At 60.6% G+C, this 19,091-nt stretch carries 21 protein-coding genes; 7 read left to right on the forward strand and 14 right to left on the reverse strand.

Annotated elements, in window-relative coordinates:
* Nucleotides 1–4: 4 nt before the first annotated feature.
* From AC1Q6Z_RS33535 to AC1Q6Z_RS33570, 8 genes are all read right to left on the reverse strand, one after another.
* Complete coding sequence (locus AC1Q6Z_RS33535; RefSeq protein WP_492650525.1) at nucleotides 5–643, reverse strand: chemotaxis protein CheC; 639 nt, start codon at nucleotides 641–643, stop codon at nucleotides 5–7.
* Entirely contained in the window at nucleotides 640–1,023 is a 384-nt protein-coding gene (locus tag AC1Q6Z_RS33540; RefSeq protein WP_256120255.1) for a response regulator, read from the reverse strand. The genes AC1Q6Z_RS33535 and AC1Q6Z_RS33540 overlap by 4 nt, the downstream gene beginning before the upstream one ends.
* Before the next feature lie 90 nt (nucleotides 1,024–1,113).
* A complete protein-coding gene (locus AC1Q6Z_RS33545) occupies nucleotides 1,114–1,371 on the reverse strand; it encodes a hypothetical protein (RefSeq protein ID WP_256120254.1) in 258 nt (85 codons plus the stop codon).
* Nucleotides 1,368–3,320, reverse strand: coding sequence for a chemotaxis protein CheA (locus AC1Q6Z_RS33550; RefSeq protein ID WP_492650526.1), 1,953 nt, complete (start codon nucleotides 3,318–3,320; stop codon nucleotides 1,368–1,370). The genes AC1Q6Z_RS33545 and AC1Q6Z_RS33550 overlap by 4 nt, the downstream gene beginning before the upstream one ends.
* Complete coding sequence (locus AC1Q6Z_RS33555) at nucleotides 3,308–4,183, reverse strand: CheR family methyltransferase (protein WP_492650527.1); 876 nt, start codon at nucleotides 4,181–4,183, stop codon at nucleotides 3,308–3,310. Before AC1Q6Z_RS33555 ends, AC1Q6Z_RS33550 begins: the two co-directional genes overlap by 13 nt.
* Nucleotides 4,183–5,265 carry a chemotaxis-specific protein-glutamate methyltransferase CheB gene (gene cheB, locus AC1Q6Z_RS33560; protein WP_492650528.1) on the reverse strand — a complete coding sequence of 361 codons (1,083 nt, stop codon included), beginning with the start codon at nucleotides 5,263–5,265 and terminating at the stop codon, nucleotides 4,183–4,185. The genes AC1Q6Z_RS33555 and cheB overlap by 1 nt, the downstream gene beginning before the upstream one ends.
* A complete protein-coding gene (locus tag AC1Q6Z_RS33565) occupies nucleotides 5,262–6,638 on the reverse strand; it encodes a chemotaxis protein CheW (RefSeq protein WP_492650529.1) in 1,377 nt (458 codons plus the stop codon). The genes cheB and AC1Q6Z_RS33565 overlap by 4 nt, the downstream gene beginning before the upstream one ends.
* Nucleotides 6,639–6,684: 46 nt before the next feature.
* Nucleotides 6,685–8,619 (reverse strand): methyl-accepting chemotaxis protein, encoded by a 1,935-nt coding sequence (locus AC1Q6Z_RS33570; RefSeq protein WP_492650530.1) that lies wholly within the window; start codon nucleotides 8,617–8,619, stop codon nucleotides 6,685–6,687.
* 568 nt (nucleotides 8,620–9,187) lie between these two features.
* On the opposite strand from AC1Q6Z_RS33570, the gene AC1Q6Z_RS33575 reads away from it, so the two are divergent.
* Nucleotides 9,188–9,439, forward strand: coding sequence for a YMGG-like glycine zipper-containing protein (locus AC1Q6Z_RS33575; protein ID WP_256120248.1), 252 nt, complete (start codon nucleotides 9,188–9,190; stop codon nucleotides 9,437–9,439).
* A gap of 356 nt (nucleotides 9,440–9,795) precedes the next feature.
* Here the strand turns inward: AC1Q6Z_RS33575 and AC1Q6Z_RS33580 are convergent, their stop codons facing one another.
* The 3 genes from AC1Q6Z_RS33580 to AC1Q6Z_RS33590 form a co-directional block, all read right to left on the reverse strand.
* Complete coding sequence (locus tag AC1Q6Z_RS33580) at nucleotides 9,796–10,020, reverse strand: hypothetical protein (protein ID WP_492650531.1); 225 nt, start codon at nucleotides 10,018–10,020, stop codon at nucleotides 9,796–9,798.
* 187 nt (nucleotides 10,021–10,207) lie between these two features.
* Complete coding sequence (gene katE, locus AC1Q6Z_RS33585; protein ID WP_492650532.1) at nucleotides 10,208–12,355, reverse strand: catalase; 2,148 nt, start codon at nucleotides 12,353–12,355, stop codon at nucleotides 10,208–10,210.
* A gap of 92 nt (nucleotides 12,356–12,447) precedes the next feature.
* Nucleotides 12,448–12,954 carry a YciE/YciF ferroxidase family protein gene (locus AC1Q6Z_RS33590; protein WP_435269790.1) on the reverse strand — a complete coding sequence of 169 codons (507 nt, stop codon included), beginning with the start codon at nucleotides 12,952–12,954 and terminating at the stop codon, nucleotides 12,448–12,450.
* A gap of 368 nt (nucleotides 12,955–13,322) precedes the next feature.
* On the opposite strand from AC1Q6Z_RS33590, the gene AC1Q6Z_RS33595 reads away from it, so the two are divergent.
* Both AC1Q6Z_RS33595 and AC1Q6Z_RS33600 read left to right on the forward strand, forming a co-directional pair.
* The gene (locus tag AC1Q6Z_RS33595) at nucleotides 13,323–13,640 is read left to right on the forward strand and encodes a PepSY domain-containing protein (protein WP_492650533.1); all 318 of its coding nucleotides are present in this window, start codon (nucleotides 13,323–13,325) and stop codon (nucleotides 13,638–13,640) included.
* A 22-nt stretch (nucleotides 13,641–13,662) separates the two neighbouring features.
* Nucleotides 13,663–14,256 carry a general stress protein gene (locus AC1Q6Z_RS33600; protein WP_492650534.1) on the forward strand — a complete coding sequence of 198 codons (594 nt, stop codon included), beginning with the start codon at nucleotides 13,663–13,665 and terminating at the stop codon, nucleotides 14,254–14,256.
* 146 nt (nucleotides 14,257–14,402) lie between these two features.
* On the opposite strand, the gene AC1Q6Z_RS33605 is transcribed toward AC1Q6Z_RS33600, so the two are convergent.
* Complete coding sequence (locus AC1Q6Z_RS33605; RefSeq protein WP_492650535.1) at nucleotides 14,403–15,446, reverse strand: sensor histidine kinase; 1,044 nt, start codon at nucleotides 15,444–15,446, stop codon at nucleotides 14,403–14,405.
* A 97-nt stretch (nucleotides 15,447–15,543) separates the two neighbouring features.
* Nucleotides 15,544–15,897: a response regulator gene (locus AC1Q6Z_RS33610; protein ID WP_439631724.1), complete on the reverse strand. Its 354-nt coding sequence runs from the start codon at nucleotides 15,895–15,897 to the stop codon at nucleotides 15,544–15,546.
* Between the two features lie 174 nt (nucleotides 15,898–16,071).
* On the opposite strand from AC1Q6Z_RS33610, the gene AC1Q6Z_RS33615 reads away from it, so the two are divergent.
* The 4 genes from AC1Q6Z_RS33615 to AC1Q6Z_RS33630 all read left to right on the forward strand — a co-directional run bounded on the left by AC1Q6Z_RS33615 (nucleotide 16,072) and on the right by AC1Q6Z_RS33630 (nucleotide 18,180).
* Nucleotides 16,072–16,320, forward strand: a complete 249-nt coding sequence (locus AC1Q6Z_RS33615) for a DUF6894 family protein (protein ID WP_256121458.1) — start codon at nucleotides 16,072–16,074, stop codon at nucleotides 16,318–16,320.
* A 71-nt stretch (nucleotides 16,321–16,391) separates the two neighbouring features.
* On the forward strand, nucleotides 16,392–16,934 hold the full coding sequence (locus tag AC1Q6Z_RS33620; protein ID WP_492650536.1) for a DNA-3-methyladenine glycosylase: 543 nt from the start codon (nucleotides 16,392–16,394) through the stop codon (nucleotides 16,932–16,934).
* A 74-nt stretch (nucleotides 16,935–17,008) separates the two neighbouring features.
* Nucleotides 17,009–17,878 (forward strand): SDR family oxidoreductase, encoded by an 870-nt coding sequence (locus AC1Q6Z_RS33625; RefSeq protein ID WP_492650537.1) that lies wholly within the window; start codon nucleotides 17,009–17,011, stop codon nucleotides 17,876–17,878.
* 17 nt (nucleotides 17,879–17,895) lie between these two features.
* Nucleotides 17,896–18,180, forward strand: a complete 285-nt coding sequence (locus AC1Q6Z_RS33630; RefSeq protein ID WP_492650538.1) for a hypothetical protein — start codon at nucleotides 17,896–17,898, stop codon at nucleotides 18,178–18,180.
* Nucleotides 18,181–18,213: 33 nt separating this feature from the next.
* Here AC1Q6Z_RS33630 and AC1Q6Z_RS33635 read toward each other — a convergent pair whose 3' ends face one another.
* Complete coding sequence (locus AC1Q6Z_RS33635) at nucleotides 18,214–19,050, reverse strand: phytanoyl-CoA dioxygenase family protein (RefSeq protein WP_492650539.1); 837 nt, start codon at nucleotides 19,048–19,050, stop codon at nucleotides 18,214–18,216.
* Nucleotides 19,051–19,091: the final 41 nt, after the last annotated feature.

Consider the following 19,091-nt stretch of genomic DNA (forward strand, 5'->3'; position numbering starts at 1 on the left):
TCCTTCATTCGTTTTCCGTCATCACGCGATCGATAAATGCAGCGATGAGCTGTTTTAGGTTCTCCAGAGACGGCAGGTCCATGATCATGGCGATGTAGCCACGAATGTCGCGTTCCCGGACGGAGAAGTTGATATAGAGGAACAACACGAAGCTCTCTTCGCCGCCGCTGACCAGGGTCTCGAAGAGTAGCGCGCTGTCCCCACGGCGAACGTTAGGCAGAGACATTTTCAGCGTGTGCTGCAGCATGTTCGCCATCGAACCGAGGCAGCCATTGAGGATGACATTGCCGGTTTCAGCAAGCGCTTCGTCTTCCATCTCGATCAGGTCGGCTTCCGTCATGTCGTCGCCGACGATGGCGCGAATGAGAGACAGGCCGTTGCTTTCGGGGAAAATGAGCAGCGCCCGGCCGGAGAAGGGGCCTTCGAACTGCTGTTGGACGGCAATCAAGGTCTCGCTTTCACGCTGGCCGATCAAGGAAGCTGCCGATTTTCGGGTCACGACTTCGACAGACGGCACGGACAGGATGACCTGCTTGTTGACCATCTTACGCAAGCTTGCCGCGGCTCGACTGACCCCGATATTGACGAGCTCCGTCAGCGCGTCGCGCTCAAGTTCATCGAGCTCCAAGGTGTTGCCGCTCATGCTCCGGCCTTCTTCAGCCGAAGCGCCGCTCCGGATAGAAAACCGGCGAGTGCTTCCTGTGTGACCGGCTTAGCAACGAACGTTGCATTTAGCGCGCGAACACCGGCGATGATCTCGTCCTGAACGTTGGCGGTGATCACGGCGATCGGCATATTGGGACGGAGGGCGCGAAGTTCCGACGCCAGTTCCAACCCATCCTTGTCCGGCATGTTGAAGTCGAGCACGGCGACGTCGATCGGCTGCTCCGCAACGATTGCCAGGGCTTCATCGGCATTGTTGGCCTCAACGCGCTGCCACTCGGGCTGGAGCGCTGCGATTGCCTTGCCCGCCACGATCCGGGCCAATTTGCTGTCGTCCACGAGCAGGACTGTAATCGTCATTTCGCACTCCAAATAGTCGTCGTAGTCTGCCGGCTACGAGCCTGAACTACACATATTTGCATGACCAAACGTTCGCAAGATTTACGTCCGCTATTCTTGGCTTTCTTCAAGATAGGCGCGAAACGCCGGCAGCACCTGACCAGATGTAAAGGATGACGCAGGTGTGCCAGTCACGACCGGTTTGAACACCATAAGGGCCTGCCAGAGAGCCGTATGGATGCTCGTGGCCCCGGCGAGATCCACAGGCAGGTCCTGTCGACGCTCAAGATATCCGACGAGGTTTTCGACCTCTTCGACGCCGCACGCTCCCGTCAATGTGATTGCATCGTCCTGCAATGTGACTGTCATTGGATGAGTTCCTCAAGGTTCAACACCAGCAAAACCTTTCCATCCCCCAGCAGTGTCGTGCCCGCGATGCCGGAAACACCTTTGAGAAGGCCCGTCAAAGGCCGCGTCAACGTTTCTGCCCGCTCGGCGATTGCATCGACGCCGATGCCTATCAAATCGGGTCCCACCTTCACGATAAGGACTTTGAGGTCGCCGGGGGTGGCGTCTGGCAGAGGCAAATGCAGGAGGTCCGACAGTTTGAGCAGGGGGATGGTGCGATTGCGCAGCATGAAGGCACGCCCGGCCTTGACCGGCTGGATGGCGTGCATCGGCAACTTTTGTGTTTCGATGACGTCGGCGATCGGGACGCCATACCTTTCATCGCCAACCTCGACGACCATCAACTGCGTCATCGAAAAGCTGATCGGCAGCCTGAGGGTGAACGTGGTGCCGGATCCGACTGTGCTCCGCAGGTCGACTGTGCCGCCCAGGCATTGAATTGAGCGCTGTACGACATCGAGGCCCACGCCGCGTCCCGACAGGTCCGTCACCGCGGCGGCTGTGGAGAAGCCGGGGGCAAAGGCGAGCTGCAAGATCTCCCGTTCCGAGAGCGTTGCCGCCTGGCTTTCGCTCACTAGGCCTCGGGCGATGGCCGTTGCCTTTGCTCGTTGTGGATCCATTCCGCAGCCATCGTCCGCGACCTCGATTTCGATTTGGTCGCCGCGTTGGCGCGCGCGCAAGACCAAGTGGCCTCTCGCCGGCTTGGACTGCTGGACGCGGTCTGCCTCCGCCTCAATGCCATGATCGAGGCCGTTTCGGATGAGATGCAGCAGCGGCTCGAACAAACTCTCGACTATTTCGCGGTCGGCTTCGACGGTTTCGCCTTCGATGACCAGGTCGATCGTCTTTCCAAGCTTCGACGCTGTTTCGCGGACAAGGCGGGGAAACCGGCGGAACGTGTGTTCGAGCGGGATCATGCGCGCCTGTGTCACGGCGCTGTAGAGCGAGGCGACGAGACGCTCGATGTCGGTGTGGCTCGCCGCGATCTGCCTCGCAAGGGGGCCGTTGCCGTGGTTGCGGGCATCGTCCACGAGGGGAGCGAGCCCGTTCTTGGCGGTGATTAGTTCGCCGGCAATTTCGATCAGTCTGTCGATCCGTGCTGAGTCGACGCGCATGATCGAACTCGGCCGCACGGATGTGTTATCCGAAACGGCTGTCGGCCCGGCTCCGCCGGCCGGCCCGGAGATAGGCTCCAGTTTCACCTGGTCGGGGATGAGGCGGAAGACGGCAACGACCTCGGCAAGCGAACCGGCCGAGATGGCTTCGATCAGCAGATTGGAGCGGAAGGGATCGTAGGCGCCGGGCGAGGGAGCAGGCTCCTTGAGGGAAACCGAGAGATGCCGGATCGCGGGCAGTCGTGCCATCGTCGCTATTGGATCGTCGCCGCTAAAGAAGCATTCAGCGTGCGGTTCGTAACGTATGGCAACGACGGTCTCGTCGTTACCCGACGATGCGAAGCGCTGATGCAGGGACGTGGCCCAATCGGGAATGGATGTCGGAGCGTCTCCTACGGCGTCGGCGTCATGATCTGCCGTTTCCACCGATAGAAGCCCGAGCAGACGGGGCGCCTGCCTCTCCTGCGCATCCGGCAGGAGCCCCGCCTGCGCGATGCCGTCAATGCTGTCGTCAATCCATGCAATCACCGCTAGAAGAGGCTCGAGAAGATTGGCGTTTATAAGGATTTTTCCGGCGCGGGCCTGGGACAGGAGGTCTTCAGCCCGATGCAAAACGCGCAGCATCGGGCCGAACTCGAAAAGAGCGGCAGAGCCCTTTAGCGTATGGATCGCCCGGAACGCGCCTTCCAGCCTGTCACGACCCGTAGGATTCCCTTCAAGCGCCAGCAGATCGTCCGATGCTTGTTGCACGAGCTCGCGCGCCTCGATGGCGAATTGGGCGATCAACTCATCCATTCACCCGTCCCCGTCTCTCGGTAAACAATGGCATCCTGGAAGCGCACCGGCTCAAAGGTTTCCGAAATGCGCGACATGGACTCCGTGTGGCCAAGGCAGATATAGCCACCGGGATTGAGCAACCCATGCAGGTTGCGGGCGGCCGTCTCGCGAGCGGCCTCGTCGAAATAGATCAAGAGGTTTCGGCAGAATATCACGTCGAAACGACCAAGCGCTGCGACGCTTTGCCGGTCGATGATATTGCCCTTGGCAAAGATGACGGATTCGCGGAGGTCGCTGATCAGTCGCCGCTGCTGGTCCTCTTCCGGTTCGAAATATCGCTCGAGGATATCCGCCGGAAGGCGCGAGAGGGATCGCTGGCCAAAGTATCCTTCAATCGCCTGCTGCAAGATGGCGGTATCGATATCCGATCCGACGATCTCGATATTGTAAGCGTCCACCAGCCGCCAATTCTCAAGCAGCCACAGTGCGATTGAATAGGGCTCCTCGCCGCTCGAACAAGGCACGGACCAGATTCGGATACGATCACCCGGACCTTTCGAGCGGATGATGTCCGGCAAGATGGAATTGCTCAGGCAGGCCAGCTGGTGCTGCTCACGGTAGAAATAGGTCTCATTTACCGTGAAGCTGTTGATCAAAAGTTCTGATTCGCGCATGTCGCTGCGCAGGAGCGAGATATAGTTCCTCACCGTTTGTGCCTTGCGCTGATGGATCAGGTCGGTGACGCGGCGCTCGATATAGTAGCGCTTCGTCTCCCCGAAGACCATGCCGCTCCGTTTATAGATTATGGCGCAGATTTCCTCGAGGTCCGCCGCTGAGAGCCTCGACGGGTGTTCAGCCGGCACGAGCGGAGGAGGTGCCATCAGCAAACCCGATCCGCAAGGCAGGCGCCGATCTCATCGACACGTTTGACCTCGCTCGCGCCGTCGAGCCGCACCAGTTCGCCCGGCATGCCCCAAACGACAGCAGTTTCTTCGGCCTCGGCGATTGTATAGCCGCCGGCCATCCGCAAGGCCGTCATCGCGGTCGCACCGTCGTTGCCCATGCCGGTCATCAGGACGCCAACGAGATCGCCCGGCGGGACGTGCTTCATCGCCGACAGAACCATCCGATCAACGCTCGGATGCCATCGGTAGTTGGGATCGCTCGGGGCCGGCACTGCGACGAGAGACCCCCCTCGGCACAACACGAGGATATCGGCGTCACCTTTTGCAATGTAGATGTTCGCGGGCTCGATGCGTGTCTGCTCGGTCACCTCCCTGACCTTCATCGCGCACAACTTGTCCAGGCGTCGGGCGAGGGGACCGGTGAAGGACCCTGGCATGTGCTGCGCCACAAGGATGGGCCACCCAAAGTCCTCTGGCAGGTGGGCCAGTACCGCGTCCAACGCAGGTGGTCCACCGGTCGATGCGCCGATCAGCACAAGACCCCGCTTGTCGGGCCGCGTAGGGTCGATGCGTTCCGCGCTGGGAAGACGCACGATGGCGGACTGCCTACTTGCGGCCTTTCGTCCGAGACGCACGCGCTCGGCCAGCCGCAAGCTGCGGCGAATGCGAACGGTTGCGGCGGTGCGAACCTTCTCGACAAGCCGGGGTGTCAGCGCGTCGATCTCGAGTGAAATCGCGCCGGTCGGCTTGGCGATGAAATCCACGGCGCCGATCTCCAGGGCCGTAAGGGTCTCCTCGGCGCCCTCCGCTGTCAGCGAAGACACCATGACCACGGGGCAGGGGTGCTCGAGCATGATGCGATTGAGACAGGTCAGGCCGTCCATCAAGGGCATATGGATATCGAGCGTGACGACGTCGGGTCGGAAGCGCGGGAGGATATCGAGGGCTTGGACGCCATCGCGGGCGAATTCGATCTCGAAATCCCCTTCTGCCCGGAAGATCTGGCCCATCAGTTTCCGCATCAGGGCGGAATCCTCGACGATCAAGAGACGGATCACGGACCGCCTGCCAGAGTGTTGCCATCCGTGATCGCGGCAACGATGTCCCGCTCCGCCCGGGTCAGGAGCGCTTGCGGATCGATCAGAAGGATCATGCGACCATCGGATTCGATATGTGCGATGCGATCGAAGACATCCGTTTGATCGGAGGAGAATTCCGGTGCTGCGGACAGGGCGGCCGATGAAACGGCTTTCACTTCCGAAATGCCATCGACGACGAAGCCCGCCTGGAGGGCTCCGAGCGTCAGAATGATCGCGCGCGCCTTGATCGTCTCAAGTGCTGCGGACGTCGAGAAGCGGGTGCGCTGGTCGATCAGCGGGATGGCCTTGCCACGCAGGTTGATGACGCCCATCACGAAATCCGGCGCCCCGGGCATGCGCGTGATCTCGCTCGGAACCCTGATAACTTCGTCCACGGCCGCAATCGGCAGACCATAGACTTCATCGCCGAGCTGGATGATCAGCAACTGCTCGATCGCATCCTGCGTGCCCGGCCTCACCTCCACGGATTCTGCTCCTGTGTTTTGTTCGATCGCCTGCGATACGTCATGGTGGCCGAAAAGCTTATCGGGGGACAGGATCGATATCAGCAACCCTTCGTTCGCTATCCGGCCGATTGCGGCGATCTGTCCGTCTCCGCGTCCACGCTGCAGCACCGCCGGCACGACATCGATCGCCTGTTCCGGCAGCCGTCGAATGACATCGACCTCGTCGACGACGAGCCCGATGCGGTCGCCCTCATGCTCGACGATGATCATGTAGCAGCCATCTTCCCCCGAGCGCCCGATTCCAAGGAGTGCAGCGAGAGAAACCAGTGGCAGAACGCCGTGACGCAGCTGTACAAGCCCGATCAACGCACCCGCGGCATTGGGGATGGCTGCAACTTCCCCTGCAAGCAAACCGACCTCGCGAATGTCCGTGAGCGGCAGGCCGTAAAGCTGACCGGCCACGCGAAACGATAACAAGGCGGTAAGCGTCTCGGTCGACCTGTCTTCGGTCTCAGCCGTGGCAAGCGTGCTTCTGTCGACCGGCTTTCGTCGGGCGACCTTGAAGGACGCGTCGAGCAAATCCCCCAGTCCCTGCAAGGGCGCTGAGGCGTGGTCGGCGGAAACGCGAAGGACATCGTCGACAAGCAGGCCGACCGCTCCGCCGTGATCGTAGACGATGATCCTACCATCATTTTGGCGCGCGTCCGGGCCGCAATCCAGGATCCTGCGCATCGAGAGCACCGGTACGGGGCGGCCGCGCAGGTTGGCAATGCCGGCCAGCGCGTCCGGGCCATGCGGCACCCGGGTAATGGCAGGCACCTTGACCACCTCGAACACCCGCCGCGCGTCGATCTCATGGCGCTTGTCTCCGACCTGGAAGACCAAGCGCCGATCGTCTAGTCCGGCCGAGGAAGAGAATGCTGTCATGATTTCAGCTTCCGGAAATCTGCAGTTCGTCTGCCAGGGATGCGATTTCCTCGACGGCAGCCGCAAGATCTTCCGAGCCGCGCGATTGCTCGCGTGCTGCCGTTGCAGCCTGTTGCGAAGCGGCACTGGCCTCCTGCGCAACCAAAGCAATCTGCTGCGTTCCCGCTTGCACCTGTTTGGCAGCGACAAGGATAGACTGCGTGGCCTCGAGGATCAAAGCGTTGCCCCGCGCCAGCATTTCTACATCGGCTTCGGCGGCGACAAGGCGTTCCAGGATGAGATTGCTCTTGGCAATTTCCGCCTCGCAAGCCGTGACGATTGCTTCAAGTTCGCGTTGAACGACCGCGATCTGTTTCTGGAGCAGACGCACGATGTCCTTGACGCCATCGATGTTTTCCGCCGCGTCCTGTGCAAGTCTGCGGATGTCCGTCGAGACAATCGCGAAGCCCCGTCCCGCGTCGCCAGCCCGTGCAGCTTCCACCGAGCCGCTAACGGCAAGCATGCTCGTCTGCACCGCGACGAGAACGATCCGATCTACCGTGCGCTCGATCTGGAAACCGACCTCGCTCAGTGACGTCAAGTCGACCAGTGCATCGCATGTATCCGCAAGCGCGTCGAGTATACCGGCCGCAATTTCATTGAGGCCGGCTTTGTTTTTGCCAATCAGCAACCTAATTTCTTCCGCCCGCGCGCTCGCCTGCCTCGCGTTTTCCTGGGCCTGCGAGGCGCTTTTATCAATCTGTGTCATTGCGGCATTGGCTTGCTGGGTCGCAGCGGCCTGTGCTTCGGCTCCACGGCTGATCTGCTCAATTGCGATGAGGATTTCACCTGCCGCGCCCGACAGCTCCTGTACCGTCGCAGATAGCTCTTCCGCGGCTGAACTGAGTTCTTCCGCTCTGGAACCCCGGCTGGTTTCGCTCATCAGTTCATCGGCGAGCACGGCGAGTGCGTGTGCGGTCTGGCGGCTCTCTTCAAGCGCGGAACTTTGCTGAACGACCGCCCTTTGCGACTGCGCTGCCGCGGCCGACTGCTGCTCGGCGGCGGCAGCAACGGTCTCGGCACCTTTCTGCGCCTCGCGTGTGGCGACTTCGGCCTCAATCGCCGCGATCAGGATGGACTGGCTGTTCGCCGAGAGGCTCGTCAAACCAGTGCGAACCGCATGAAGTTCCTCGGAGACCGTCCGTCCAGCCTTCGTCTGGGTCTGAGCCTTCTCGGCTGCGGCGGCAATTCTTGCAGCGATTCTAGTAACACCGCCGACGATCGTTTCGGCATGCTGGCTGACGTTGCGAGAACTGCGCTCGGCAATTTCGGCAAGCGCGCGCACCTCTTCCGCGACGACGGCAAAGCCGCGACCATTCTCACCGGCGCGCGCAGCCTCAATTGCCGCATTGAGAGCAAGCAGGTTCGTTCGATCCGAGATGTCGGCGACTGCGACAGTCGTCGTACCAATGCTTTCCGCCTGGGATTGAAGCTTGGCGATAACGGCGACAGATGCGATCTGCCGGGCGGCATTTGCTTCGATCGCCGAGATCGACGACTCGATCTGCGCGGCGGATTCGAAGACTGACGTTTGAAGCCTGTCGGTGCGACCTCGCGAGGTTTCGGCTTCGGAGCGGGCTTCGGAAAACCGTTCGGAGAGGTGGGTCGTTGCGGAGAAGGATTCATGGGCTGCGCCTGCCGCCTCTTCCGCCCCGCTTGCGATCTGCTCTAGTGCGCGCCGAAGTTCTTCAGCTGCCGATGCGGCCTCGGCGACCCCGGTCGCGAGTTCCTCTGTCGCTGCGCCGATACGCTCTGCCGCTTTCTGTCGGCGGAGGCGAGTGCGGTCCTGCGATCGGCGGGTGGTGGCGGCCTTACCATCATTGAGAGCCAGGGGCTCGACCTGACTGGTTTTGGCCGACGTAGCCTTCGCGCCCAGTTGAGATGTCTTCACCAGTGCCATGGATAATCCAATATCTCAGAAAGCCTCAGGGCAAGCATGCAAGGAAAGAGACGGCTGCACACTTCGAGGCGGCTTATTAATCGTATTTTTATGGCGTAAAGGTCGAACCAAAGCAATCAGTACCAGCCTCTTGCGTCAGATGCCCTCGTATATGGTTTATGACGCGGCTAATTTCATAGGGTTTGAAGAAAAACGGCAACTTCTTCGGCAGGTCATAGAGCAGGACTTTCAGGTATCCCGACGCCATCGACAACCGAAGGTTGAGATAGGAACGCAAGGACCGCGCGCATCGTTATAGCAAATTTGCTTTTTGCAGGGATCCAGCTATGGCAGAGCAAAAAACCGGAGATTCCTCCGGTGCTCGACCTCGAACCACATCAAGTGGCCCGAGATCGTGTCGACTCAGGAGGCGGGGCGCCCCCAACTCGTCATCTTCAAACATGCCAGTTTTCAAGATTTCCGCTGTAGTGCTGACCGCTGCGCCCAATCCTTTGTCGGAAAGGCAAAATTTTGGCGGAACTTAGAAGCAGCGACCGGATTAAGAGAGGGTTGAAAACGGGAGGTCACAATGAAGAAAATTATCGTCTTGAGCTGCGTCGCACTATCCTTAGCCGCTTGTACCGCTACCGAACAGGGGGCGGGTGTGGGCGCTGCCACGGGCGCTGTCATTGGCGGCGTTGCGACGGGGAACGTGCGCGGGGCCGCGGTCGGCGCGGCAGTTGGCGGTGTCGCAGGGGCACTCATCGGCAATGTAGCGGGCCAACCAGGCCGTTGCTATTACCGTGACCAGTATGGCCGCCGCTATGTTGATCGCTGCTGACCGCAGAGCGTGAAGGAAGGCGCGTTTCTTTAAATCGACTTAGGGAATTGGCGTTCACTTTGTCGAAAGCGGTTCAAACGCCGCGGCCATTATCATTGCTGGTGCGGTCCGTTCCGAAGGGTCGCTCACTGTGGGCATTGATCTTCGCTAGACGACCGCGTCCATCGCCGGCAGCGGATTGGTGCGCGAATCGGGCTCAGACGATGAAAAGTCCGGGTTAACGCACGCTTTCGCGCGTCGTAAAAATCTGGGCGAAGTCCGTTGGTCGGTTGGCGTGGCTAGCCAATATGGGGGCCAGTCGAATGAATTTCTCCCCCACGCGGCTACATTGACGGTCGATGATCATCCACTCCAATTTAGGCAAGCAGCGCCAGAAGCACGACGACAGGAAAGGCGACCCCGCCCCAGGCGATCAGCCGCCCGGCCTTCTCCGCCGACAACGGCGTTTCGCCCCGCCGCCCAGGATGGAAGAGGAGGCCGACCACCGCGACCCAGATCAGAGCGCTACCCACCACCATGAAAAGAAAGAGCTGAAAAACCGCCGCGGCCTCCTCTCCAGCCGGGTCGAGCGCCGACTGCAAGACCGTGCAGCCGCTCAGCGGGATCAGCAGGATGGGGAGGGCCCGTTGGGAAATCGATTTTGCTCCTGAGGGCTTTCTTTGAGCGATATCGTCGCCTCCGTCCCTAAGCATGTGGCGGACGACGCCAGAGCGCCTTGGCCGGTAGGACGCGCCCTCCTTAATAGGACGGCGCGTCCCTTGCCGAGTTTTATTTGGCAGGCTGCGATGCCTTGCCGAGCTTCACGGATGGCTCTCGGCCCCATACGCGCAACTTGCCCAGTTCCGCCACGAAACCGGAAAGCCCATCCTCGCCGGGAAGGGCAAGGATACCCTCATCGAGCGCATCGGCGATCCCGGCCTTGGCCAGCAACGGCATGGCCGACTGGTCGTAACCAATGAACTTGCAGTGCTGGAAGGCGTCCGCCACGAAGTCGCGCGCGGTCGCCTCCGTCACCACGTCGTCGATCGCCTCGGCAGAGGTCAGCAACGCGACCGCGTCGAAAAGGACCGACGGCCCGCCGTCGATCATGTGGTGGGCTTTGACCAACGATCCATCCGATGCCGTGACGCCGCCGACTTTGGGCGCGATCAGTTCGCACGTGCCCTTTTCCTTGTTGACCGCTGTGATCAGACCGTTCAACAGCTTGGCATCGACGCCGTCGGTGACAAGGATGCCGAGCTTGCGGCCTTCGAAGCGCTTCGGCCCGTTCTCGACGATGCTGAGCGCGGGCGAGGGTTCGAGATCCTGGCGCGTCGCAACAGCCGCATCGGCCGGCTTCGGCATGGGCTGGAGGCCGAGCTTCTGGGCCACCGTCGTCGCGAGCGTCTCGTCTATGTTCAGAAGGTGCGACACCATGCGCTCTCGGATAGCCGGCGTTTCGACCTTGCTGAGTTCGAAGGTGAGGGCGGCTGCGATGTGGCGTTGCTCCGGCGGTGTCTGGCTGATGAAGAATTGCCGGGCCTGGCTATAGTGGTCGGCAAAGCTTTCCGGGCGCAGCCGGGCCTTGGTGCCCTGCTCTTCGGCAGGGAAGGGGCGGTGGCCGCGCGTCGGAGATTCACGCGGACCTTCGTTGAACGAATTCGGCTGGTAATTCACCCGGCCGACCGGATTGCGCATCGCCATATGTCCATCCTGCTGGAAATGCGCGAAGGGACACTTCGGCGCGTTGATCGGCAGATGGGTGAAGTTCGGGCCGCCGAGGCGCTTCAGCTGCGTGTCCAGATAGGAGAAGTTGCGGCCCTGCAGCAGCGGGTCGTTGCTGAAGTCGATGCCCGGGGGCACGTTTTGCGTCATGAAGGCGACCTGCTCGGTCTCGGCGAAGAAATTCTCCGGCATGCGATCGAGCACCAATCGACCGATCGGCTCCGGCTTGAGGATTTCCTCCGGGATGAGCTTTGTCGGGTCGAGCACGTCGAAATCAAAGCTGTCGGCGAACTCCTGGTCGAAAAGCTGGACCTGCAATTCCCATTCGGGGAAGTTGCCGGACTGGATCGCCTGCCAGAGGTCGCGGCGGTGGAAGTCCGGGTCGGCGCCGTTGATCTTGACGGCCTCGTTCCAGGCGACGGACTGAAGGCCCAGCTTCGGTTTCCAGTGGAATTTGACGAAGGTCGACTCATCCTTGGCATTGACGAAGCGGAAGGTATGAACGCCAAAACCCTCCATGAAGCGCAGGGACCGCGGAATGGCCCGGTCCGACATGGTCCACATGACCATGTGCATGCTTTCCGGCGTCAGGCTGATGAAGTCCCAGAAATTGTCATGGGCCGTCTGTGCCTGCGGGAACGCCCGGTCGGGCTCCTGCTTGGCGGCATGGATCAGGTCCGGAAACTTGATGGCGTCCTGGATGAAGAACACCGGAATATTGTTGCCGACGAGATCCCAGTTGCCCTCTTGGGTGTAGAGTTTGACTGCGAAGCCTCGCACGTCGCGGGCAAGGTCTGCCGAGCCCTTGTTGCCGGCAACCGTCGAGAAGCGCACGAAAGCCGGCGTGCGTTCGCCCGCGCGCTGGAAGAGGTCGGCCTTGGTATAGGCGGCGAGCGACTCGTAGGTCTCGAAGAAGCCGTGCGCGCCATAGCCGCGGGCATGGACGACGCGCTCGGGAATACGCTCGTGGTCGAAATGGAAGATCTTTTCACGGAAGTGAAAGTCGTCGACGACAAGCGGCCCGCGCGGGCCGACGCGAAGTGAATTCTGGTCGTCGGCGACAGGCCCGCCCTGGGCAGTCGTCAGCACGGGCGTGTCGCCCTCTGCCGTCTGGTGAAGCTCGCCACCCGCACCGCGTCGCAGCTTCACGTCGTGGATCGTGGCGGTGTCGGTTGCGTCTCTCGGCGCGGCGGCGGTTCTTTTCTTGGCCATGGATGCGGCTCCTGGTGAACTCGTTTGAGGGCAAGGTTGCGCGGAAACAAAAAGGCCGCCCTGCAAGGCGGCCTGATCTGCTTGCGACCAGTCTAGCTGGCTTTCTTCGTCGAACCCTTGGCGTTTGCCGAGGATTGGCCGAGGGCCGTCAGCTTCCGGTCGGTTGCAACCTCCTCCTGGAGATTGGCGTCCAGAAGCGGAACAGCGTCCTTGAGGCCAAGCTGCGCCGCCCAGGCCTTGAGCGTGCCGTAGCGGGCGATCTCATAATGCTCGACGGCCTGGGCCGAGGAGATGAGGCCGGCATCGAGCGCCGCGGTGCCCTTGTAGTCCTCCATGATCTCCTCGCCTTCCGCGATGATGCCCTGGATGGCTTCGCAGGTCTTGCCGCGCGCCGGCTTGCCGAGCAGTTCGAACACCTGCTCGAGGCGCTCGATCTGGCCCTGGGTCTCGTCGCGGTGCTGCAGGAAGCCGGCTTTGGCTTCTTCCGACTGGGCCGCACGCGCCATCTTGGGCAATGCCTTCAGGATCTGCTTTTCGGCGAAGTAGATGTCCTTGAGCGTATCAAGGAAGAGGTCGTTGAGAGTCTTTTCCGAAGCCATTGAAGTTTCCGATCACGTTTTCGAGAAGTTGGACTCAAGAAACCGTTGATCAGGGACGACGTTCCTGCGGTTCGAAAATAAACTCTGTGTGGTGACCAGAGATGACGTGGTGAAGACCAGAAAGCCGATGAATTCGATGCGAAAGCTGCACTGGACGCCGTCTCTTTGATGATGGCCGAGTGGAGGGCCGCTGTTGTGCTGAAAAAGGCAAAATCGCAAAATGTTCGCCGCATGGCGCGTCAACTCTTTGAAACGGCTGATGTTCCACGGACCATCATCACCATTTTCTATTTTTCTCCTCGTGGAACGATGGGGGCGGCACGGTGTTCCTATCCAGCCTGCTCTCAGGCTTGAACGAGGATAGAATCATGAAAAAACTTCTACTAGCCGCAGCGCTTTTGGGCGCCTCGACTTTTGGCGCCTTTGCTCAGACGTCCACGACCCCGACGACTGATGGCGACACACCCGCGGTTGCCACGCCCGACAGCAAGAATGCGACGGCGCCGGTCGAGGGTGCCAACAGCTTCACCGAGGACCAGGCGAAGGAACGCATCGCCGAGGCCGGCTATGCTGAGGTCACCGACCTTGCCCTGGACGACAAGGGCATCTGGCAGGCCAAGGCGATGAAGGACGGCAAGGCCGTGACCGTCGCGCTCGACTACCAGGGCAACATCGTCGCCAAGTAAATTCAGACTTCAGGAGATTCCCATGAAAACCGTTACCGGACTGTTTGACGACTACTCCGATGCCAGCGCCGCCGTCAGCGCCCTGGAGGCACGCGGCGTGCCGTCCAGCGATATCAGCATCGTTTCCAACAATGCGGACGAACGCCATGGCAAGGAAACCAATGCCGCTGAAGGCGCTGGAACCGGCGCGGGCATCGGCGCTGCCGTCGGTGGCGTCGGCGGCCTCCTGACGGGCCTCGGCATCATGGCCATTCCCGGTGTCGGGCCGGTGGTCGCCGCCGGGTGGCTCGCTGCCACGGCTGCGGGTGCGGTCGCCGGTGCGGTGGCAGGCGGTGCGGCCGGCGGCCTGATCGGCGCCTTGACCGAATCCGGCGTGTCCGAAGAACACGCGCACGTCTATGCCGAAGGTGTGCGCCGCGGCGGCACGCTGGTGACCGCGAAGGTCGACGACAGCCTCCAGGCCGAAGCCGAAGCCATCCTTCGCAAGTCGAACTGGGTGGATCCGGAGCAGCGGCGCGCGGCCTATGCCGAGGGCGGCTGGACGCGCTTCGATGACACTCAGAAGCCTTATGATGCGGCTGAAATCGAACAGGAACGTCTGCGCTACAGGCGTTAAAGCGATCCAGGAGGAGGCCGGCATTTGCCGGCCTTTTTCTTTTTGCGCGTTACAGCGGCGAGTGAATGCAGCCCTTTTCGGCAACTGCGTAGCCAAACTCAATAATCCGGGTTCATGGATTCCCGAAGCAGCTTGCCGCTGCGTCTTCAGGTCGCGTTTTTGTCGATCTCCGACAGATCGTTGCGTAGTTGAATCCGGGCGAGTGGCAGCGCGGCAACGAGTGCCACACCTCCCGGCTCGTAAGATATATCCGCTTCCCCAAAGGCCCGAAGGCTGGAAATGATGAGGCGAGATCCAAATCCCTTGCGATCGGGTTCGGAACTTGGAATGTGTGGCCCACCCGCTTCCCGCCAGGAAACCACGAGAACGTCTGTGCCCGCGCGGCGCTCGATGTCCCACGCAACGTCAACGCGCCCATCTGCATTCGATAAAGCGCCGTATTTGGAGGCATTTGTCAGCAGTTCGTGAAAGACCATCGAAAAGGAAAGGGCCGCCTGCGGTCCCAATTGAACGTCGGGCCCGACTGATCGGAGACGCTCGCTTCCTTGCAGACCGATATTTGTTTTGGCGGCGTCGAGCACGTCTGCAAGCGTTGCACTGACCCAATCCTTCTGGAGGAGGATTTCGTGCGCCCGCGCGTAAACGGCGATACGCGACTGCAGTTTCTCTGAAGCGTCATCGAGCGACGCCGCATTTCGCAACGACTGCGTCACGATTGCCTGGACAACGGACAATGTATTCTTCATGCGATGACCGAGTTCGTGCATCAGCAGGCGCTCGCGATCGACACGCTCCCGCTCCTCGGTTCTGTCACGGAGAATCTTGATGAAGCCGATGACGGTGTCGTCGGGTGCACGCAGAGCCATCATCTCGCCAGACGCCCAGAACATCGTGCCGTCCGCACGCAAGTGCCACCGTTCGTCATTTCCCCTGCCGCGATTGAGAGCGGCCGTCATTTCCTTTTGGGGAACGCCGCGTTCCCTGTCCTCCAGCGTGAAGAAGACGGTTGCCGGCTTGCCGATCATATCATCGGCCGACCAGCCCAGGATCTTTCGCGCGCCCTCGTTCCAACTGGTGACGAGGCCGTCAAGATCCATGGAAATGATGGCGTAGTCGATGGCGCTCTGGACGATTGCTTCGAGGAAACGCTCGCGCGAGGAGATCTTGTCAGTAGCCATCGCAATCTTCATCAGCGCGTCCTGTAACGTGTGGTGCCGACGTTATGCCACTGATATGGCCATTTGAGGAATCCGGCATTCCCGCGCGCATCCACGCCCCGCACAGTTTCTACGGGTGTGACATTGCGCTCAGGCGGGTGACGATTTCCTCGAACCGATAGGGTTTGGGTAAAAATTCGGCACCCGATGGCAGTTCATTGGCGCCTGGGGTTAGCCGGCCCGACGCGACGATGATTCCTGCATCTGGAAAACGCCTGGCGACCGCATGGGCGAGATCCACCCCCGTCATCGTACCTGGCAACTGAATGTCCGTGAAAAGCAGATGAATCGTCTGTTCGTCGATAATGTCGGCGGCTTCGTCGGCGGAACCCGCTTCAACGACGTCGAAGCCTGCAGCCAGCAACGCGTCGACCAATGTGAGACGGATCAGGACCTCGTCTTCCACCACAAGAACTTTTCGCATAGGACCCCACTTTCCAACGGGGATCTAATTCTTAGGTTGAGACAACGTTCCGGGCTAGCACTCGCTTCGAAGGCGATCTCTGAAAGTTCGCCGTGCGGCGACGCAATCGGTGGAGGCCGGGGAACGTTTGGTGACAAAAGCCATTGTCGCACAACAGTCATGCGGAGGCGGCCAATGGAGCGATTTTATTTCAAGATCCAGGATCAGGACGGCGTCCTTCAGCCGGACCGCGGTTTCGAATTTTCTGATCTGCAAAGAGCCAAGGAAGAAGCAAAGACATTGCTCGCCGAGATGGCGGTCGACGGTCTGCCGAATGAACCCGTCGACAGCATTTCAGTCGAGCTTCAGGATGCCAACCGCGTACCAATACTGACATTCCGCCTCGTGCTGGAGGCGATACCCCACGGTGCCCAAGAAATCTGATCAAGATTGCCATCAACGACGCTGTCAGAGAACGTGTTCCGGTGGTGGCAATTCGGATTTAACAATGCGTCATGGATAAGAGTTTTTTCGGACGAGACGCCGTCGCGGTCGCCGCGAATCTCATAGGTACGCGCCTTCTGATCGACGGCTTGGGCGGCATCATCGTGGAAACGGAGGCCTACCGACAGGAAGATGAGGCCTCGCACAGCTTCCGTGGTCCGACACCTGCCAATGCCGCCATGTTCGGCGAGCCAGCAACCGCGTATGTCTATCGATCCTATGGGCTGCACTGGTGCTTCAATCTGGTTTGCGAGCCCGGGAGCGCAGTCCTGATCCGCGCACTGGAACCGACGCATGGCCTTGGGGTGATGGCAGAGCGCCGCGCGGGCGTGGTGCTGCGAAGACTCTGTGCGGGGCCAGGCAACCTGTGCAGGGCACTCGGCATCACCGGAGGCATGAATGGCCTTCCCCTCCTGTCGCCGCCCTTTTCCTTGGAGCTCCCCGCGCAAGTTTGCGTGGCAATGAGCGGCGGTCGGATCGGTATCAGCAAGGCAGCCGATCGGCTATGGCGCTTCGCAATGCCGGGTTCGGCCTATTTGAGCAAGCCGATCTAAACACCCTAGAGATCCGGGGAACATCGGCGCTCGGTTCGAGTTTTGGCCTCCGAGACGTCCGATTGGAGACTGAGATGACCGAAACCGAGACGCGCCGTCCGTTGCCCCCGCAGCCGCCTCAAGAACAGAACCCTCCCGGACTGACGGGGGCGATGAAGCCGGTCCCCGACCATGGCGAGGAAAGTTATATCGGCTCGGGTCGACTGGAGGGAAAGGTGGCGCTGATCACCGGCGCGGATTCCGGGATCGGTCGAGCTGTCGCGATCGCATTTGCACGTGAAGGTGCCGATGTCGCCATTTCCTATCTCAGTGAAGATCAAGATGCGAATGAAACGGCGCAATGGGTGGAGACGGCGGGACGCAAGGCGCTTGTCCTGCCGGGCGATATAACGAGCGAGGATCATTGTGAGCATTTGGTTCGGCAGTGCCTGGAGAATTTCGGGCGACTGGACATCCTCGTCAACAATGCCGCCTTTCAGCGAACGTATGAAGAGATCGGCGATATCAGTACGCAGGAATGGGATACGACTTTTCGCACCAACATCTACGCTCCCTTTTTTCTCGCGCGTGCCGCGGTTCCGCACATGAAGCCAGGGAGTGCAATCATCAATACAACGTCGATCCAGTCTCGGAAGCCTTCACCCCAGCTTCTGGCCTATGCCGCGACAAAGGGTGCAATCTCGAACTTCACGGCCGGCTTGGCCGAAATGGTGGCCGATAAAGGCATTCGCGTGAACGCGGTGGCGCCTGGGCCGATCTGGACTCCGCTCATCCCCTCAACGATGCCGCCCGAGAAGACGGAAAGTTTTGGCAAGCAGTCTCTGCTTGGCCGCGCGGGGCAGCCAGCCGAACTTGCCGGTGCTTATGTGCTGCTCGCGTCCGACCTCGGAAGTTACATGACGGGCGCCGTGGTGCCTGTCACCGGCGGCGGGATCATGATTTGAAATGAGGAGGCTATTTGATGACGGACATTCGTAAGCACGGTTTTGAGAGCGACACCCAGTGGCGGGAGTACCTTGCCGAAATTGAAGAGGCGGCTGCCTCGAGCAGCCTGATCGAGGTGCAAGGACCGGCGGTCGCCCAGGAACTGGCCGACCTCCGTCGGCAGCTTGATGTGCTACGCGAACAGATCCATGCACGTGTCCCGCTTCGACGGCCCAGGCAAGATTTGCGGACGATGGGAGCGGGCGTGCTCTTGCTGCTCCTCACGGCAGCATTGCGGCCCGCCCAACGGCTGCGCCCTTGAGGGCGCCAGGCACGTCCCCTGCAAAGTAAAATGTCATATCGGATCAGCACCCATGACGAGACCTTCGATGTCGTGCTTCTGGGTGATCGGCACCAGATCGGTGACGACGCGGCAGACGAGATGTTTCTTCGCCACATCTGGCAAGGCATCGTACCAATCGGGCGTCACCATCATATCGTGTAACGCTGCATGTCCCGCGCCCGGCGCATCGACGCCGAGAACCATGACGGGACGCGCGATTGGCGAGCGGTGTTCGGTACCGCGATGAACCGTCAAGGCGGAGCGGCACGAAATGTCGCCGCGTCGTGGATATTTTCGCGTTCCCCGTTCTTGAAAACGTTCCCAGAGTGACTTGTCCGGAAACATTTCGTGCTTCCACTCCCTGCCGTCATCATACTGTGTGCCGGGCGCCACCTCGAACGGTCCCATGTCCTCTGTCACATCGACGCCGGTCAGGTTGAAGGCGAGAGAGGTGATCTTGCGGTCTCGATAGGTATCGACGGGTGAAGGGAAATCGCGGTGCCAGGGCTGATATTTCGCGCCTTGGAACGGCACATCAAGGCCGATTTCAACGATCTGAAAATCCGGGCCGAGCACATTCGTGCAGATGTCCAAAAGCCAGGGATGTGTGATCAGGTCAACGAAGCCCCGGAAAGCTTGCGGATGGATCTCCACATACCAGCGCCGCGGTCCGCGGCCGACCGCGCCGCCTGGCCGCTGGATGGCCGACCAGAAGGCGGTCATCATGTCCTCGCGCATTCCGTCCGCCCATTCCGGCGAGAAAGCATTCTTCAATCCGATGATGCCGTCCTCGGAAAGTTGGGCCATCTGTGCGGCGATATCGTACTCGAACGATTTCTGTGCGGTCATTACGATGTCCTCCTCGATGGCAAGCACGCTAGCGCAACTAA

Source organism: Shinella sp. GW835-FHT14H05 (genome assembly GCF_058793575.1).